17 protein-coding genes and 1 riboswitch are annotated in these 18,179 nt (G+C 38.4%); of the genes, 4 read left to right on the forward strand and 13 right to left on the reverse strand.

What is annotated here, in order from left to right; translation table 11 throughout:
* The first annotated feature begins 483 nt into the window (after window positions 1–483).
* Window positions 484–2,064 (forward strand): EAL domain-containing protein, encoded by a 1,581-nt coding sequence (locus CTN01_RS03205; RefSeq protein ID WP_045149539.1) that lies wholly within the window; start codon window positions 484–486, stop codon window positions 2,062–2,064.
* Window positions 2,065–2,140: 76 nt separating this feature from the next.
* Here the strand turns inward: CTN01_RS03205 and oppF are convergent, their stop codons facing one another.
* The 10 genes from oppF to moaA all read right to left on the reverse strand — a co-directional run bounded on the left by oppF (window position 2,141) and on the right by moaA (window position 11,133).
* Entirely contained in the window at window positions 2,141–3,130 is a 990-nt protein-coding gene (gene oppF / locus CTN01_RS03210; RefSeq protein WP_005368804.1) for a murein tripeptide/oligopeptide ABC transporter ATP binding protein OppF, read from the reverse strand.
* Window positions 3,130–4,095 carry an ABC transporter ATP-binding protein gene (gene oppD, locus CTN01_RS03215; RefSeq protein ID WP_045083348.1) on the reverse strand — a complete coding sequence of 322 codons (966 nt, stop codon included), beginning with the start codon at window positions 4,093–4,095 and terminating at the stop codon, window positions 3,130–3,132. Before oppD ends, oppF begins: the two co-directional genes overlap by 1 nt.
* 80 nt (window positions 4,096–4,175) lie before the next feature.
* The gene (gene oppC / locus CTN01_RS03220) at window positions 4,176–5,087 is read right to left on the reverse strand and encodes an oligopeptide ABC transporter permease OppC (protein ID WP_039872485.1); all 912 of its coding nucleotides are present in this window, start codon (window positions 5,085–5,087) and stop codon (window positions 4,176–4,178) included.
* Window positions 5,088–5,103: 16 nt separating this feature from the next.
* Entirely contained in the window at window positions 5,104–6,024 is a 921-nt protein-coding gene (oppB, locus tag CTN01_RS03225; RefSeq protein ID WP_045149540.1) for an oligopeptide ABC transporter permease OppB, read from the reverse strand.
* Between the two features lie 83 nt (window positions 6,025–6,107).
* Window positions 6,108–7,739, reverse strand: coding sequence for an ABC transporter substrate-binding protein (locus CTN01_RS03230; protein ID WP_045149541.1), 1,632 nt, complete (start codon window positions 7,737–7,739; stop codon window positions 6,108–6,110).
* Between the two features lie 448 nt (window positions 7,740–8,187).
* Complete coding sequence (locus CTN01_RS03235) at window positions 8,188–8,352, reverse strand: hypothetical protein (RefSeq protein WP_230626967.1); 165 nt, start codon at window positions 8,350–8,352, stop codon at window positions 8,188–8,190.
* 532 nt (window positions 8,353–8,884) lie between these two features.
* Entirely contained in the window at window positions 8,885–9,328 is a 444-nt protein-coding gene (gene moaE / locus CTN01_RS03240) for a molybdopterin synthase catalytic subunit MoaE (protein ID WP_005368817.1), read from the reverse strand.
* A 3-nt stretch (window positions 9,329–9,331) separates the two neighbouring features.
* Window positions 9,332–9,577 (reverse strand): molybdopterin synthase sulfur carrier subunit, encoded by a 246-nt coding sequence (moaD, locus tag CTN01_RS03245; protein WP_045149544.1) that lies wholly within the window; start codon window positions 9,575–9,577, stop codon window positions 9,332–9,334.
* Window positions 9,574–10,053, reverse strand: coding sequence for a cyclic pyranopterin monophosphate synthase MoaC (gene moaC, locus CTN01_RS03250; RefSeq protein WP_045149546.1), 480 nt, complete (start codon window positions 10,051–10,053; stop codon window positions 9,574–9,576). Before moaC ends, moaD begins: the two co-directional genes overlap by 4 nt.
* A gap of 90 nt (window positions 10,054–10,143) precedes the next feature.
* A complete protein-coding gene (gene moaA, locus CTN01_RS03255) occupies window positions 10,144–11,133 on the reverse strand; it encodes a GTP 3',8-cyclase MoaA (RefSeq protein ID WP_107342083.1) in 990 nt (329 codons plus the stop codon).
* A riboswitch (molybdenum cofactor riboswitch) is annotated at window positions 11,122–11,291 on the reverse strand. Its footprint overlaps the gene before it by 12 nt.
* A 184-nt stretch (window positions 11,292–11,475) precedes the next feature.
* Between moaA and CTN01_RS03260 the strand changes: the two genes are divergently transcribed.
* The 3 genes from CTN01_RS03260 to yvcK all read left to right on the forward strand — a co-directional run bounded on the left by CTN01_RS03260 (window position 11,476) and on the right by yvcK (window position 13,493).
* Entirely contained in the window at window positions 11,476–11,703 is a 228-nt protein-coding gene (locus tag CTN01_RS03260; protein WP_045083343.1) for a hypothetical protein, read from the forward strand.
* Between the two features lie 213 nt (window positions 11,704–11,916).
* Window positions 11,917–12,492, forward strand: coding sequence for an LON peptidase substrate-binding domain-containing protein (locus CTN01_RS03265; RefSeq protein ID WP_045149548.1), 576 nt, complete (start codon window positions 11,917–11,919; stop codon window positions 12,490–12,492).
* Between the two features lie 104 nt (window positions 12,493–12,596).
* Complete coding sequence (gene yvcK / locus CTN01_RS03270; protein WP_045149550.1) at window positions 12,597–13,493, forward strand: uridine diphosphate-N-acetylglucosamine-binding protein YvcK; 897 nt, start codon at window positions 12,597–12,599, stop codon at window positions 13,491–13,493.
* On the opposite strand, the gene CTN01_RS03275 is transcribed toward yvcK, so the two are convergent.
* From CTN01_RS03275 to uvrB, 3 genes are all read right to left on the reverse strand, one after another.
* On the reverse strand, window positions 13,455–13,814 hold the full coding sequence (locus tag CTN01_RS03275; protein ID WP_045149552.1) for an Hpt domain-containing protein: 360 nt from the start codon (window positions 13,812–13,814) through the stop codon (window positions 13,455–13,457). The genes yvcK and CTN01_RS03275 overlap by 39 nt on opposite strands.
* Window positions 13,815–15,269: a quorum-sensing sigma-54 dependent transcriptional regulator LuxO gene (gene luxO / locus CTN01_RS03280; protein ID WP_181318072.1), complete on the reverse strand. Its 1,455-nt coding sequence runs from the start codon at window positions 15,267–15,269 to the stop codon at window positions 13,815–13,817.
* A 390-nt stretch (window positions 15,270–15,659) separates the two neighbouring features.
* Window positions 15,660–17,687 (reverse strand): excinuclease ABC subunit UvrB, encoded by a 2,028-nt coding sequence (gene uvrB / locus CTN01_RS03285; protein WP_045083339.1) that lies wholly within the window; start codon window positions 17,685–17,687, stop codon window positions 15,660–15,662.
* Window positions 17,688–18,179 lie beyond the last annotated feature (492 nt).

Here is an 18,179-nt window from a genome sequence, read left to right on the forward strand (position 1 = left end):
AAAAAATGCTAAAAAAACCATAAAGAAAGCTTAATTAACTAATGTTTCAATTACATACTTATCTTATTGATATATAGCCTTCAGTTATGTCTCCTAACGTTATTTCACTATCAATGACTGTTGCTTTTTTTAAATTATACTTTATCAAATATATGTGTAATACAAGATAAGTAGTGAAAAAAGGAATATAATATATTGCTTTTAAATTTGGAAAATCATAATAAAAAGTTAAATATAGCTCTAAAACACAACAAAAAGTCAATCGTTTAATTCTATTTTATCACATTTTTATCAATTTAAGATAACCTACAGTTAAAAGGTAATATCATTTTTATCATCAAGAAAACACATAAAATAACTTAAAATTTTTATTGTAGATATGCCTTATTGAACTTTAATTTTCAGAGGAATTAAGTAGAAGAATTTATACCTTTCTCTATTATTATTTTGATCTTTAACCTTAACTGATTGAGTATAATAACTGTGAAATTAAAGCGTCTTTCTTTTACCTTTTTTAACTTTGCTATTGGTTTTATGACCTTCGCAATCGTCATTATTTTAGTTACACTATCCTCTCAAAAAGTCAGTACTCAGTTATTCAAATCACATTTAAGTTTTTTAGAAGCCCAGCGTTACCATGCTTATATTAATGAGATAAAAACTACCTCCATTTTACTTGATAACTTACAATATCATTTATCATATACTTGCGATAAACATGATATTACAGAATTAGAAAAGATCAGTTATTACTCTCCGCAGATTGCTTCGATTCAACTTACTACTAACAGTGGTAAAAAATGCAGTGACCACCGAGATATCAGTTCACTATATTTATCACCTCTCAAACGTATTAGTCTAGATCCGCAAATAACTTTAATTGCAAACAGAAAAAATAATCAGTCAATTATTCAATACAATAAAAAGCTAATTGGCGGTAGCGTTATTGTTGATATCATACAACAACCAACTAACCCATTGCTCGCTAACTTGCCACAAAATAGCTGGCTACAGATGATTGAAGGTAATCAAACAACGCTATTTACCGGCGACCCAAAAAGTGCGATCAGCAAAATATTCTCTAATAAACATATTAGTAGCGACATTCAAAATATTATTGAACCTATTTTAACCATGTCATTAAACAACAAAGCATGGTTAAAGTATTATTCAACACCAACAGTAATCAATACTTACCGAGCACAGATACAACCCTATTTATTATTATTATTGGTACTGTTTACCTGCGCACTGATTTACTTATGCTATCGCCGCTATCATAGCGCTAGCATCATCAAATTTTTGGTAGAAAATGCGATTAAACAAAATCACCTTATCCCCTATTACCAAGCTATTGTTGATGCCAATAAACAGCAGATTTGTGGCTATGAAGTATTGATCCGTTGGGAAACAAAAAAAGGTAAAGTCATTTTACCTGATGAGTTTATTCCACAATGTGAAGCAAACGGAGTTATCACTCCACTGACTTTTCAACTCATTAATACGGTTGCGAAAGATATTCGAAAACTGGAAATGCTGCATCACGGTAAACCGCTGCCTTATTACTTCAGTATTAATTTAAGTGCAAGTGTGCTTCAAGATCCTGAACTAGTAAAAATCACACGTAATGCTTTACTACATTACAAAGTCAAAGCTCATAACTTAGCCTTTGAATTAACCGAGCGAGCTCCAATAAAAGACATCGAACTTGCCAGCCATGTATGCCAGAAACTTAATGATATGGGAATTCAAATCAAGCTCGACGATGTCGGTAATGGCTATTGTGATTTTCTAGCACTACAAAAACTACAAGCCACTACCATCAAAATCGATAAAATATTTATTGATGAACTAGATTGTAATAACAAAAATTCTATTGTGAGTTCATTGGTGGCGTTTGCTGATAAAGCAGAAGTTGAGGTAGTCGCAGAAGGCGTAGAAACCATTGAACAAGCAGAGTGCTTACTCACTATGGGAGTTCACTACCACCAAGGTTTTCTTTATAGCAAACCACAACCATTCACGAAAATATTAAAAAAATATCAATCTAAAAACGTTATATAAACAACAGCTAGAATATAAAAAAACACGGCTATAATTGCCGTGTTTTCTTTTGTTGGAGAATATTATCAAAAGCTCACTAAGCTACATGTAAACATGATACCGCATGTACATCACCACCTTGCAAAGTTGGTTTTTGCTTTGCACATAATGACGTTGAATTTGGACAACGGGTTCTAAATACGCAGCCTGAAGGGGGATTCATTGGTGAAGGTAAATCTCCTTCCAATAATTCAATGTGCTTATTACGCTCAAGCTCTGGATCGGGAATAGGTACCGCAGACATTAAGGCTTTAGTATAAGGATGTTTAGGATCAGCAAATAATGCATCACTTTCACCCATCTCAACTGCGTTACCAAGATACATCACCAACACGCGATCAGAAATATGCTTCACAACCGAAAGATCATGGGCAATAAAGATCAAACTAAGCCCCATCTCTTTTTGTAGCGATTTAAGTAGATTAACAACCTGAGCTTGAATCGATACATCAAGTGCTGATACCGGCTCGTCACAAATGATCATTTTAGGTTTTAAGATCAGTGCACGCGCAATACCAATACGTTGACACTGTCCGCCAGAAAATTCATGAGGATAACGGTTTATCACGTTAGGTAATAAACCCACTTTAGCCATCATCGCTTGTACTTGTTGCTTCACATCATCCGCTGAAAGCTTTGGATAAAATGCTTTTAATGGCTCCGCAATAATTTCCCCCACCGTCATACGTGGGTTTAATGATGCCAATGGATCTTGAAAGATCATTTGAATTTCTTTGCGTTTCTCTCTTAACGCTTCACGTTTCAACTTTGTCAAATCTTGACCAAGCCAAACCACTTGCCCATCCGTCGCTTCAACTAAGCCAATAACAGCACGAGCAAAAGTGGATTTACCACAACCTGACTCACCCACGACACCAAGTGTTTCACCTTCATAAATACGGATATTAACACCATCAACCGCTTTTAATTTAAGTGGTGGTGTCCATGGCCATGCTGATTTAGCAGCAATATTGAAGTGAACTTTAAGATCATTTACATCTAATAGTAATTTCTTTTCTGTGCTCATTACCATGCCCCCATATCAGAAAAACACGCACGTAAGCGACCATCATCGAACGGAGTTAAGATCGGCGACTCTTGTTTACAGCGCGCCGATACACGATGACATCGATCTTGGTATGGACACCCCGTAGGTAAACGTAATAAGTTCGGCGGATTTCCAGGAATAGTCGGTAACTCCTCGCCTTCAGTATCTAAACGAGGGATAGCACGAAGTAAACCTTCGGTATAAGGATGGCTTGGTTGATAGTAGATATCATTGATCTTACCGTATTCCATCGTTCGACCAGCATACATCACAAGTACCTTGTCGCAGCTTCCCGCAACAACACCAAGATCATGAGTGATCATAATGATTGAAGTATTGAAATCTTTCTTCAAATCATTCAGCAATTCCATAATCTGCGCTTGAACGGTTACATCAAGTGCTGTTGTCGGTTCATCAGCAATCAACAACTTAGGACGACACAATAACGCCATTGCGATCATCACACGCTGGCGCATACCGCCTGAAAATTCATGTGGGTACATGCTAATCCGTTTACGTGCTTCTGGGATCTTAACCGCATCCAACATGCGAACAGACTCTTCAAACGCTTCAGACTTACTCATGTTTTTGTGCAGCATTAATACTTCCATGAGCTGATCGCTCACTTTCATATAAGGATTTAGCGATGTCATCGGGTCTTGGAAAATCATCGCGATTTGTTCTGCACGAATTTTATTTAGCGCCTTTTCAGGCATATTTAAAATTTCATTGCCTTCAAATTTAGCACTGCCACTGATCTTGCCGTTTTTAGCGAGTAAACCCATGATAGCAAAAACGGTTTGGCTTTTACCCGAACCTGATTCACCCACAATACCTAAGGTTTCACCAAGGTTAAGCGAGAAATTTAAGTCATTAACTGCAGTAACAATACCATCTGGGGTAGTAAATTCGACACGCAGATCTTTTACATCTAATAAGCTCATATTACGTCCTTATAAATGAAACTAAGCATTGGAAACTTTATTATTGTTAACCATTTTGTTTCTTGCCTTGCTTCATCCTCTTATCTATCTTTTGGATCTAATGCGTCACGTAGACCGTCACCCACGTAGTTAAAACAGAACAATGTCACAACCATGAAGCTTGCAGGGAATATCAACTGCCAAATAGCCACTTCCATTGTTTGCGATCCTTCTTGTAACAGTGCGCCCCAACTAGTCATCGGCTCTTGTACCCCTAAGCCAAGGAAACTAAGGAAGGATTCAGTCAGAATCATTGACGGAACAAGTAATGTTGAGTAAACCGCCACAATACCTAATACGTTAGGCACAATATGACGAGTGATAATACGCCAGCGACTCACGCCGCAAACATGTGCGGCTTCAATAAACTCTTTGCCACGTAAAGACAGGGTTTGACCGCGAACAATACGGGCCATGTCGAGCCATGAAATGGCACCAATCGCAATAAAGATCAACATGATGTTACGACCAAAAAACGTCACTAAAACAATCACGAAGAACATAAATGGGATTGAATATAAAATCTCTAGAATACGCATCATAACGCGATCAGTTCGACCGCCAATGAATCCCGATGCAGCACCATATAGCGTACCAATCACCACCGCGACTAATGCACCTAAAATCCCGACCATCAGTGAGATCCGCCCACCAATTAGGGTTCGAGTATACAAGTCACGACCCAAACTATCAGTACCAAAAAAGTGTCCTTCAGCACCGAATGATGGCGCGGCATGTAGCGCATACCAGTCGGTATCATCAAACGCATATTGGCTAAACATTGGGCCAAAAATAACGGCAAAGGTAATTAAGAATAAAATCGCTAAAGAAATCATTGCCGCTTTATTTCGCATGAAACGCACACGCGCATCTTGCCATAAACTACGGCCTTCAATCTCCAAGTTTTCAGAAAAGTTCTCTAAGGCTTCTACACTATCTTTTTTCATTAACATCATAATTATTAGCCTCTTAGTAACGGATCTTAGGATCAATTGTTGCGAGAACAATATCCACAATGGCGTTAAAGATAATGGTTAATGAACCAATCAAAATAGTAATACCAAGTACTAAAGAATAGTCACGGTTAAACGCTGCATTTACAAATAGCTTACCAATACCCGGTAAACCAAAAATGGTTTCGATAACGACAGAGCCCGTGATGATGCCAACAAAAGCAGGTCCCATATAAGAAACAACAGGAAGAAGTGCAGGCTTTAAAGCGTGCTTAATTACGATATAAGGGTAACTTAAACCTTTCGCACGCGCAGTTCGAATGAAGTTACTGTTTAACGTTTCAATCATGCTACCGCGAGTAATACGGGCAAACGTCGCGACATAAAGAAGCGCCATACCAAACATCGGTAGCAACATAAATTTTGTAGAACCGTCTTGCCACCCACCCGCAGGTAGCCACTGTAGCTTAATCGAGAAAATGTAGATAAGAACAGGTGCGAGAATAAAGGACGGCATGACCACTCCCGCCATCGCAGTGGACATAATTGTATAATCGAGCCAAGTATTTTGTTTCAATGCCGCAATAGTACCAACAGCTACCCCCATCACTAACGCAAAAATAAAGGCGAAAAAGCCAATTTTTGCCGATACAGGTAAGGCTTTTGCCACCAACTCGTTAACAGTGAAATCTTTGTATTTAAAAGAAGGACCAAAATCACCTTGGACAATATTGCCAAGATAGGTGGTATATTGCTCTAAAACTGGTTTATCTAAGCCGTATTTCGCTTCGATATTTGCCATAACCTCTGGTGGAAGTGGACGATCACTTGAAAAAGGATTTCCTGGCGCAAAACGCATCAAGAAGAAAGAAATTGTGATCAATACCAAGAGAGTCGGTATGGCTTCTAAAATCCGTTTAGCTATGAATTTAAACATAAACGCTACCGTAATTGCTGTGAGTGCAAAGAGCAGCCTTCATTTCCCGAAGGCTGCATATTATTATTTTTATTTATCGCGAATTATTTCGCTTTGAAGTACATATCTTTTGAATAGATATTATCTTCTGGATTTTCCATTGGATACCCACCTAATTGTGGGTTAACCAAACGGGCATTAACATAGTGGTAGATCGGCATAATAGGCATATCTTCGGCTAGTTGCGCTTCTGCCTGTTTATAATCAGCCGCTCGCTGTGCGTCAGATTTTGCTAGAATTGCATCATCGATCGCTTTGTCATATGCCACACTAGAGTATTTCGGGTAGTTTTGTGAGTGACCACTATGCATGATAGCTAGGAATGTTGATGCTTCGTTGTAATCACCACACCAACCTGCACGCGACACGTCAAAGTTTCCTTGACGCTTAGAGTCTAGGTAACTTTTCCACTCTTGATTTTCAAGTACTGCTTTTACACCCAGTCCCTTTTTCCACATAGATGAAATTGCTACAGCAATTTTCTTATGGTTTTCAGAAGTGTTGTAAAGCAAGTTAAATTGAAGAGGGTTGTTTTGGTCGTAACCAGCCGCCTTTAAAAGTTCTTTTGCTTTAGCTAGACGCTGTTTCTGATCTAACTTCGAATATTCAGGCATATCAACTTCTAAACCATTGGTTGCCAATGGTGTAAAGTTGTAAGCTGGTGTCTCACCTTTACCTACAATAAATTTCGCCAATACGTCACGGTCAATCGCATATGACAATGCTTTACGTACATTTGCATCATCAAAAGGTTTACGTTTCGTATTAAATTCGTAGTAATAAGAACATAAATAAGGAGTGACTTTTACGTCTTGCGGATACTCTTTTTCAAGACGTTTAAAATGCTCATTTGGCATTTCATTAGTTATATCTAATTCACCTGCTAAAAAGCGGTTCATTCCAGCCACTTGGTTCTCTATTGGGAGGTATGTAACTTTATTAATAACCGTATCTTTGTTATCCCAGTAATTATCGTTACGAGTCAGTACAATACGCTCGTTTACCACCCATTTATCTAACTTGTATGCACCGTTAGATACGTAATTACCTACTTTCGTCCAATCATCACCAAACTTTTCAACTACTTTTTGGTTTACTGGTTTCATTGAAGTATGAACAAGCATGGATGCAAAGTAAGAGACTGGCTTATCTAATGTTACTTTTAAAGTATGTGTATCAACCGCTTCAACGCCTAATGTATCTGCTGGTTTTTTCCCTGCAATGATATCTTCAGCGTTTGCCATTGTTGTCATTTGAATATATGACGCGTAAGGAGATGCTGTTTTTGGATCCGCTAAACGGCGCCATGTATAAACAAAATCATCCGCAGTAACAGGATCACCATTAGACCATTTTGCATCTTCACGAAGGTGGAAGATCCAAGTTTTATTATCTGCTGTTTCCCACGACTTAGCGGCACCAGGTACTAAGTTACCTTTACTATCTTGGTTTACTAACCCTTCAAGTAAATCGCGAATAACATTTGATTCAGGTACACCTGATACTTTTTGCGGATCCAGCGATTCTGGCTCTGTTCCATTACCGCGAACAAGCTCTTGCTTATCAGCAAGTTTTACATCGGATGGGACTTGTGCCGCAAAAGAAGAAAAAGAAGTGGCGGCTACGGCAAAACTTGCACTCACCATGAGTGCTTGAGTGATTTTATTCTTGTACATGCATTACTCCAATACATCAGTTTATAACGTCCGTGACGTTCTTCATTTGGCTATTTTAAATAGCTTTATTGGCTAGTTTTTATCCTAAAACAGGCCAATCAAACCGAAGAATTATTCAAAACGTTACCAGAACATAACTATATTTACCATATTTTAACAATTGAAAGCTTCTTTATGCTAAGAAGATCACTATTAATTAGTTTTTAACACTATTAATAACAATGTAATTAACGTTTCATTTTTATAAACACTTAAAAAACAGAAAATAACACTACATAAAACCAATAAATAGCCTAATAAGCAGTAAATAAACTCAAATAAAACCAAAACGACAGATCATAAAACCACAAAACAAAACATTTTCACAACATTGTGTTTACATTTTTATTTCACGCACAAAAAAGCACCGATACTATCGATGCTTTTTTATACAAATGTTATAGGGGAATTACTTGTTTTCGCTATCTAATTTAATCAATTGTTTATCGTCATTTACTGATTGTTCTCTTTGCTCTAATAGCAATTGTGAATCATCATCCTCTGGCTGATCTGTCATGCCAATATCATGCATAATTTGTTTCATTTTCTTATTAGATACGCGTCTGTGCTTCATTGAACCCTCCGCTGTCAAGCTATGCCAGTAGACCTCAATTACCACTTGTTCTGCTTGGTCTAACACCAGCAACCAATTTCTATTTAATAACTAACCGCATTTAAAATATGGCACACATCTACGCAGTTCGCCTCTAATCTGTCATAAAACTTTATTTCTTATTTTTTAAATAACTAAAAATGATTAACAATTTTACTGATAGATAGTTTTATTATATCGACATATTTATCCATAATTTCACATACAAAACATAAAAAAGAGGGGTAATATTATTAATGTAAAGTATTTATGCTTAGTTTTAAAAATATTAAAAAATAACCCCCTTCAATTCCATTTAAAGAGTATTTTATGAGACCAGTAGGTTGTGCGTCACGCCCAAGTCCATCACGTTTTCGCCCTAATTACGTACCATCTAGCGTGATAACACGTGATAAGAACAAGAAGAATAACCAATCACAATAACCTATAACCATCTACTGTTTTATAAGTAAAAAAAAGGAGCCTTTCGGCTCCTTTTATTTTTATTCATTCGCTAGTTCCAGCGATCAGCGGCTGATGTATCCGTTTCTCGAGCATCTACCCAACGGCTTTGCTCTGGTGTTTGTTCTTTTTTCCAAAAAGGTGCACGGGTTTTTAAAAAATCCATAATGAACTCACACGCTTCAAAAGCAGCGCCACGGTGAGCACTTGTTACGCCCACAAACACAATCTGATCACCTAATGCTAAATCACCTACACGGTGAATAACACGAGTTTTAAGCAATGGCCAACGTTGGTATGCTTGATCAACAATCTCTTGAAGCGATTTTTCCGTCATTCCAGGGTAATGCTCTAAAGATAGCCCCGTCACGGCATCACCTTGATTAAAGTCACGTACTTTACCGATAAAAGTTACAACAGCGCCAGCTTCAGTGCCTTCTGCTAATTTTTCATATTCATCAGCAACCGAGAAATCATCAAACTGAACAGAAATCATCACTTATCCCCCTGTTACTGGTGGAAAAAATGCTACTTCATCACCATCGGTTAATGGCGTATCTAGTGAACAAATAGTTTGATTGACAGCAACAAGTAACTTGCCTGATTCTAATGCCAATTGCCATTTGTCGCCACGTGTTGCCAATGCCTCACGTAACGCATCAGCATTAGAATAAACCGCGTCAACTTCAAGGCTATCAGTACCTACAAGTTCTTTTACTTGTGCAAAAAAGAGAACCTTAATCATGCTTCTACCTTAAAGTGACCTGATTTACCGCCTGTTTTTTCTAAAAGACGCACTTGGCTAATCACCATATCTTTTTGTACTGCTTTACACATATCGTAAATCGTTAATGCGGTAACAGAAGCTGCTGTTAATGCTTCCATCTCTACACCCGTCTTACCCGCTAGCTTACAACAAGACTCAATACGCACTTTGTTTTCAGCAGGAATCGCTTCTAACTGTACTTCAACTTTCGAAAGTAGCAACGGATGACAAAGTGGGATCAGATCCCAGGTTTTTTTCGCCGCTTGAATGCCAGCAATACGCGCTGTCGCGAACACATCACCTTTATGGTGCTGACCTGACACAATAAGCTCTAATGTTTCGGCTGCCATGTGAACAAAAGCTTCTGCGCGCGCTTCACGAACGGTTTCTGCTTTAGCAGAAACATCAACCATGTTGGCTTCACCTGATGCATTAATATGTGTAAATTGATTCATTATTTAATCGTTCCTCAACGAAGCGATACGGAGCCTAGTAGAGATATGTATCTCAACTAAGCTCAATAAAAGTAGGAAAAGTAGACTGAATTAACCGCCAATGGATGCTAGGTTTGGCGTCATACCTGTTTTGCCTTCATCCAAGAAATGGCTAACCGCTTTTTCACCCAGCCCAGCTTGAATACGTGCAATTAATGATTCTTTTTGATCATCACTTGCCAGTAAATCACGCAACTCAACACCTTGTTCACCAAACAAACAAAGATGTAATTTGCCTTTCGCAGAAATTCGTAAACGGTTGCAGCTTTGACAGAAATTCTTTTCGTAAGGCATGATCAAGCCAATTTCGCCCATATAATCGGGGTGACAAAAAACTTGTGCTGGGCCGTCATTACTACCTTTAATTTTCAGTAGCCAACCATTAGCGATCAAATGATTACGAATACTCACCCCTGAAAGGTGATGGTTTTGAAAAAGACTGTCCATTTCGCCAGTTTGCATCAATTCGATAAAACGTAATTGAATTGGGCGAGTTTTAATCCACTCTAAAAACTTAGGTAGTTCATGTGAATTAAGGTCTTTAAGAAGTACCGTATTAATTTTAACTTGCTCAAAACCGGCATCAAAAGCCGCATCAATACCATCCATTACCTGATGGAACATATTCTCACCGGTAATTTGATAAAACATCTTAGGATCAAGGCTATCAACACTGACATTGATATGCGTTAAGCCAGCATCGCGCCATTCGTGGACGTGCTTAGCCATACGATAACCATTAGTGGTTGTCGCTACTTTATTGATCCCAGGGATTTCAGCTACCGTTTTGATGATATCAGTAAAATCACGACGTAAACTCGGCTCACCACCTGTGATACGTATTTTACTGGTGCCACACTCAGCAAACGCTGAGGCAACTCGCTGAATCTCATCCAATGTTAAAAAGGAAGGTTTTTTCTTTTCTGTTGGATGATAGCCATCTGGCAAGCAATAGGTACATTTGAAGTTACAGACATCTGTAACAGAGAGTCGTAAGTAATAAAACTTACGATGGAAACTATCTTCTAATTGTTTCGCCACGGAACACCTTTCCAAATACGGGAGGTCAATTCATTTCTAAATAAACCCTGGTGACAAATCGTCACTGGCATTAATCACCTATCAACTTTTGAACGTATATATTAATGTTCAACATCTCTTAGTAACTTAGTGAAAAATGCTCGGAGTTATGGCAGTTATGCAAAGCAAATCGTTCCTTGAGAGAATATTACACAACAGCATTTCTTAATATAAAAGTATCAGAGTTTTTCCATATTTGACAAATATTGGAAAAAAACAGTCTGTATTCTACCTTTCGAGTAGGATCACGACAATACTAGTTAATAATTTAGGCCGCAATTGACCAATAAAAGTGAGGATATTATGGCAAATATAATGGAATCGGCTTCAATCGAAGATATCGCGCTCTATTTACAACGAGAAGATGGTATTGATGCAGACTCAGCACAAAGTGCTGCACAACAAGTCGTTGATGGTTTTATAGATATGCGTGATAAAGGACTCATAAAAGGTTGGTATTTTGATGAGTTAGGTCATTTAGAACTGCTTCCTACCGAATCGGCATTATCAATAATTGAGCGTCAAAAATGACACCAATCTAATGTGATTTTGCAAATGTTGATTTTCAAACTGCAATCAATATTAAGTCTGATTAACTTAATTTTGAGTCAAGAATGGGCGTACTCCGATTAAAAAGCTCATGAAGTCAACGACAAAGCCATGTGAACGCCTTAGCTTTTAGTCGGCATCAGTTTTGCAATGTCTATATAACTAGGCATTGTAAATCTTGTTATGGAGTGCATTATGGCTAAAGTATTACCACTACTTTTTCAAAAGCGCCATGTTCTTCCTTCTGGTCGGATGCAAATTTATATCTCACCTGTAGATCAAACACCTACCCTGAAAGCTGCACTCGCTTCAACAGATGGGTTAGGCATCTGTATGTATAGCGACAAAAAGGAAGCTCAACATTTATTTCATATCGGTACTCGTGTCACGATTGATGATTTCAATCAAGAAAGAGGCTCTCAGTTAATAAAGCTTACCGTTTCGGGTCATAACAATTTTAAGATCCAATCGATAAAACAAACAACAGACGGTGTATTTTGGGGAGAGACAACGTCTTTACCCTGCTGGGAAGAGATAACAATCAATAAAGAACAACAATTACTTGCGATTCGTCTAAAGAAAATGTTTGAAAAATTCCCTGATCTTGATGAACTCTACAAATGCAAAGACTTCAATAACCTCAGCTGGTTATGTCAACGTTGGTTAGAAATATTACCGTTACCTACTGTCGATAAGCAGCATTTACTTAATAAGCCAACTTGTTTGAATACATACGATTATTTAATGAGCATGATAAAAACAAGTCACTAAACTCTTTATGTGAGATATCACAGGTAATTTACACAGCAACAAATGCAACACAATACTTTATTTGCTAATCTGATTTCTTATAAAAATACTACACAGCCTACACTGTGCTTAAGGCAGATAAATTGAAAAAGAATATTGTTGCCATCGGTGGCGGCCATGGCTTAGGACGGATCCTATCCTCGCTTTCTTGTTACGGTTCAAAAGTAACAGGTATTGTCGCGACAACCGATAATGGTGGTTCAACGGGTCGTATTAGAGCTTGCCAAGGTGGTATTGCTTGGGGCGATATGCGTAACTGTATTAATCAATTAATTACAGAGCCGTCAATTGGTTCGATGATTTTTGAATACCGTTTTAAAGGTAATGGTGAGTTGAATGGTCATAATCTAGGTAACTTAATGCTTACGGCATTAGATAACCTCTCGATTCGCCCACTTGATGCAATTAATCTGATCCGAGATATGTTAAATGTTGAAACTCAGATCATTCCAATGTCAGAACATCCATCAGATCTCGCTGCTATTACCTACAGTGGTGAGATCATAAATGGTGAAACCAGTGTCGATGAATTACAAGAAGTGCCTAAACGCCTCTATCTCGAACCTGCAGTGCCTGCAACAAAAGAGGCTTTAAACGCAATCAATCAAGCTGATTTGATATTACTCGGCCCAGGTAGTTTCTTAACAAGCGTTATGCCTGTCTTACTATTACGTGATTTAGGTATCGCGTTAAAAAACAGTAACGCACAAATCGTGTTTATTACTAACCTTGATAAGGAACACGGTCCAGCGGGGAAAATGTCACTAGAGACCATGTTACATTGGTGCGAAAGAGCAATGAATGGACGCAAGATAGATACAATCTTGACCGATAAACTTCATACAGATTTAAACAGTAAGTTTAATTTGCAAATTGAAGATCTTGCATCCAGTAATCATGAGTGGAGACATGACCGAGATAAGTTAAAGCATGCGGTTGATAAGCTCATGATTTCCAGCTAATTGCTTATATTCAACCACCATACCTTCGACCATTTGTCTAAATTCAGATAAATGGTCAATCATCCAATCATCTTGTCCTTGTTTTACTCGATATTCACATTCTTGTGCCATTAATGCTAAATCGTCCGCGCCAAAACTTGCGGCACTGCTTTTTATTGCATGGCTAATTTCGCCAATTTGATCAACGGAAGGATGTGCCGATAATTGCTTTGAATATTGTTCTAATTCATCACTGAAAACATTTAATAGCAATGACACGGTATCCTCACCAACTTCATCAGCAAGGCGTTTAATTGTCTCAGAATTTATCGTTGTTGCCATTTAATCCATCTCCCTAGCACTGGCATTAGTGTCTTGCCAAGATTGCAATTTACGATATATCGTTGATGGACTGACTTCCAGTAAGCCTGCCGCTCTTGGAATATTGCCATCGCAAGCATCAATCGCCCATTGAATCGCTCTTTTTTCAACAACCCAGAGCGGCTCTATTTTATTTTTTTGATGATCATGTGAATAAATAGATTCATCAGCAAGGTTTTCTCTCTGTACTTTTTCAGGTGTAACCTTGGAATAAGATGCAATTTCTACGCCGTTAATTGAATTAATAGGCGGCGGAACCATTTCCAGTTTTACTTCATCATCAGTATTCAAAACCACAATATTACGAATCACATTTTGCAATTCACGTACATTACCAGGCCAAGAGTAGGACTCAAATAATCGTAAAACTGGCTCAGAAAAACGACTAAAGCTTTTCCCTTCTTCCAACGACATCAAACCTAATAGCGCATGAGCGATCTCTATAATATCTCCGCCACGCTCCCGTAACGGCGGTAAAGAGATAGGAATAACATGTAAACGGTAGTAAAGATCTTCTCGAAATCTACCTTCTTGAACTTCTTCCCAAGGGTTTCGATTAGTTGCACAAACAAAACGGACATCAACACTGCTCATTTTTGATGAGCCGACTTTTTGATAGGTTCCGGTTTGAATAAATCGTAACAATTTACTTTGCAAATCAAGATCCATTTCACATAGCTCATCAAGCATTAGCGTGCCATTATGTGCCATTTCAACTGCACCTTGTCGCTCCGTTGAAGCCCCTGTAAATGCACCTTTTACATGTCCAAACAATTCACTTTCAATGAGGTCTTTAGGAATAGCAGCACAGTTTAGAGCAATAAACGGTTTATCGTGACGTGGGCTGGCTGCATGAATCGCTTCTGCACACACTTCTTTACCCGTACCACTTTCACCTGTGATGAATACCGTCGCTTTACTTGAAGCTGCAGATTCAATAACGCGATATACCGCCTGCATTGGTAAACTATTACCAATAAATCCTTGATATTGTGCTCCATCTGATTGCTTAGATTGAGTACTGGTATTCGATTTACTTTCGGCTTTAAGTGCTTTGTTTACTGTAATTCGTAATCGATCAGCCTCACAAGGTTTAATTAAAAAGTCTTGTGCGCCATAACGAATAGCTTCAACCGCTATATCAATAGAACCATGTGCAGTCATTATTACAACAGGAACATTACCGTGCTCTTTTCTGACACGTTCAAGCACTTCCATTCCCGTCATATCAGGTAAACGGAGATCTAATAGAATTAGATCAGGAATAATATCTTGAATAAAGCTCAGTGCTTCCTTCCCTGTACCAACAATGCTTACATTAAGTCCAAGAGGGTTTAAGTAAGATTTGTACAAGGCCGCAACTGACGCTGTATCTTCAACCATTAATACTTGGCGTTGCTGCATTCTGCTCTCCATTGCTCCTCCTAAAACAAGCCCCTTAAACTAATTGTAATCAATAGAAAAAAATATGGGGGATAGATTTCTTTTTTTTCAATTATCCCATATTGATTCGCAAATTAATTCGCAAATTGCGAATATCTGTTTTTATTTGTGCTTAAGCGCAAGCAAATAAGTGCTACTCAAAGATAGGAAACACGCAGGATTGTTTAAAAAAATACGATTTTTAAAAGTTGGCACACTACATGCTTTATATAACGTGACTCTTAAGTTAAGAGTCAACCTAGCCAACTGACGTTGTTTGTGGATTTTTTTCACTAAAACAATGACGCCAACCGAACCTTTTTTATCGGTTGGCTTTTTTTTGCCTAAAATTCAAGATCCACAAGAAAAATAGCCAATAGCCAATTAACTATTGGCGATAAATTGCTGCCTTAGTTTATGGATCTTATCGCGAGTTTCTGCCGCTTGTTCAAATTCAAGATTTTGTGCAAAGTCGTACATTTGTTTTTCCAATACCTGAATTTGTGACTCTAGCTCTTGTGGAGAAAGCGCAGAATACATTCCTTTACTTTCTGCCACTTTGTGAAGATCTGCCGCTTTATTTCGCGACTTACCTCGAGAACTTGGAGCACCTAGTTCAAGAATGTCACCAATTTTCTTGTTCAACTTTTGAGGTGTAATACCGTGCTCAAGGTTATATTCAATTTGCTTTTCACGACGTCGCTGAGTTTCGTTAATTGCACGCTCCATTGAACCCGTAATACGATCACCATAAAGAATCGCTTTCCCTTCTACGTTTCGAGCAGCTCGACCAATCGTCTGTATTAATGAACGTTCAGATCGTAAGAAACCTTCTTTATCAGCGTCTAGAATCGCAACTAATGACACTTCAGGCATATCTAAACCTTCGCGCAATAAGTTAATGCCCACTAACACATCAAACTCACCCAATCGTAAATCGCGAATAATTTCCACCCGCTCTACAGTATCAATATCAGAGTGTAAGTAGCGTACCTTCACACCATGCTCTGTAAGATATTCAGTAAGATCTTCTGCCATACGCTTAGTAAGGGTCGTAACTAATACTCGCTCACCTTTTTTCTCTCTAATATGTATTTCAGAGAGCAAATCATCCACTTGTGTACCAACAGGACGCACTTCAATTTCAGGATCAAGTAATCCCGTAGGGCGTACCACCTGCTCTGCTATATCATTACCCGACTTTTCAATCTCATAATTACCCGGTGTAGCAGACACATAAATCGTTTGAGGCGCTAACGATTCAAATTCTTCAAACTTCATCGGTCGGTTATCAAGCGCAGAAGGAAGACGGAATCCATATTCAACTAAGTTTTCTTTACGAGAGCGATCACCACGGTACATCGCGCCAATTTGCGACACAGTTACGTGTGATTCATCAATGATTAGTAAGCCATCAGCAGGTAAGTAATCAAACAGTGTTGGTGGTGGCTCACCCTCAGCACGCCCACTAAGATAACGTGAGTAGTTTTCAATACCAGAGCAGAAGCCTAGTTCATTCATCATCTCAATATCGAATTGTGTGCGCTGACTAATTCTCTGCTCTTCTAAGAGTTTATTGTTACCTAAAAACTGCTCTTTGCGCAAAACCAGTTCTTTTTTTATCCCTTCAATCGCGTCTAAGATTTTCTCTCGTGGCGTAACATAGTGTGTTTTAGGATAGATAGTGGTACGTGGCATATCACGATGCGTGATGCTGCCAGTCAGGGGATCAAAGGATGAAATACATTCCACTTCATCATCAAATAACTCAAGACGAATCGCTTCTTTTTCTGACTCTGCTGGGAAAATATCAATCACTTCCCCACGAACGCGAAAAGTACCGCGCTCAAAGGCCATATCATTTCGGGTATATTGCAACTCAGCCAGTCGACGAAGGATGTCACGTTGATCAAGAAAATCACCACGTCGAACATGCAGCATCATCTTTAAATAAGAATCAGGATCACCCAAGCCATAAATAGCAGACACAGAAGCGATAATAATAACATCGCGTCGTTCCATTAAGGCTTTGGTTGCTGATAGTCGCATCTGCTCAATATGAGCATTAACCGACGCATCCTTTTCAATGAATGTGTCCGTTGTAGGCACATACGCTTCGGGCTGGTAATAGTCATAGTAGGATACAAAGTATTCTACGGCGCTATTTGGAAAGAACTCTTTCATCTCACCATATAGCTGTGCTGCCAACGTTTTATTTGGTGCAAGGATCAAAGTAGGTCGATTAGCTTGAGCAATAACATTGGCAACGGTAAACGTTTTACCTGAACCTGTTACGCCAAGTAACGTTTGGTGCGCTAGTCCTGAATCTAAACCATCAACCAATTGAGCAATAGCAGTAGGTTGATCTCCTGATGGTGAATATTCAGAAGCAAGAGAAAATAAGTCGCTCATAAATTACATATCCAGCAATAAATTACTGTTTACATTGTGGATAGACCATTAGTAATGTCAACTACTGGAAATACTTGAGATGAATAAACTAAATTGCAGATAAAAAAATAGCTTCAATATTAGTTAAGTGAACACTGAGAGTTTGAACACCAAACATGACTCACAGAATAAAAGACCACAACTATTTACAGCTGTCTGAAAATAGCCCCCTTTGGGTCTTAACTAACTAATATTGAAGCAAACAACATTACATTGTAACAAGCTAACTCAACTTTTAAGCAAAACGTTTAGCTAAATTTGACGTGTAGGCATTAAGTACCCTTATCTTAAATCATAAGTTTAAATGCCTGACTCGAATCCAGGAACTTAATGTGGAATGAATCATAAAGCGAAGGATGGATAAGGTAAAAGTGACCGCATGAATATAAATAAAGGATAAATAACCCAGACTTATATGTCGTTCTGAATTTCAGAATATTGATGCTTATCACC

It is taken from the genome of Photobacterium angustum, assembly GCF_003026365.1.
Lineage (GTDB): Bacteria > Pseudomonadota > Gammaproteobacteria > Enterobacterales > Vibrionaceae > Photobacterium > Photobacterium angustum.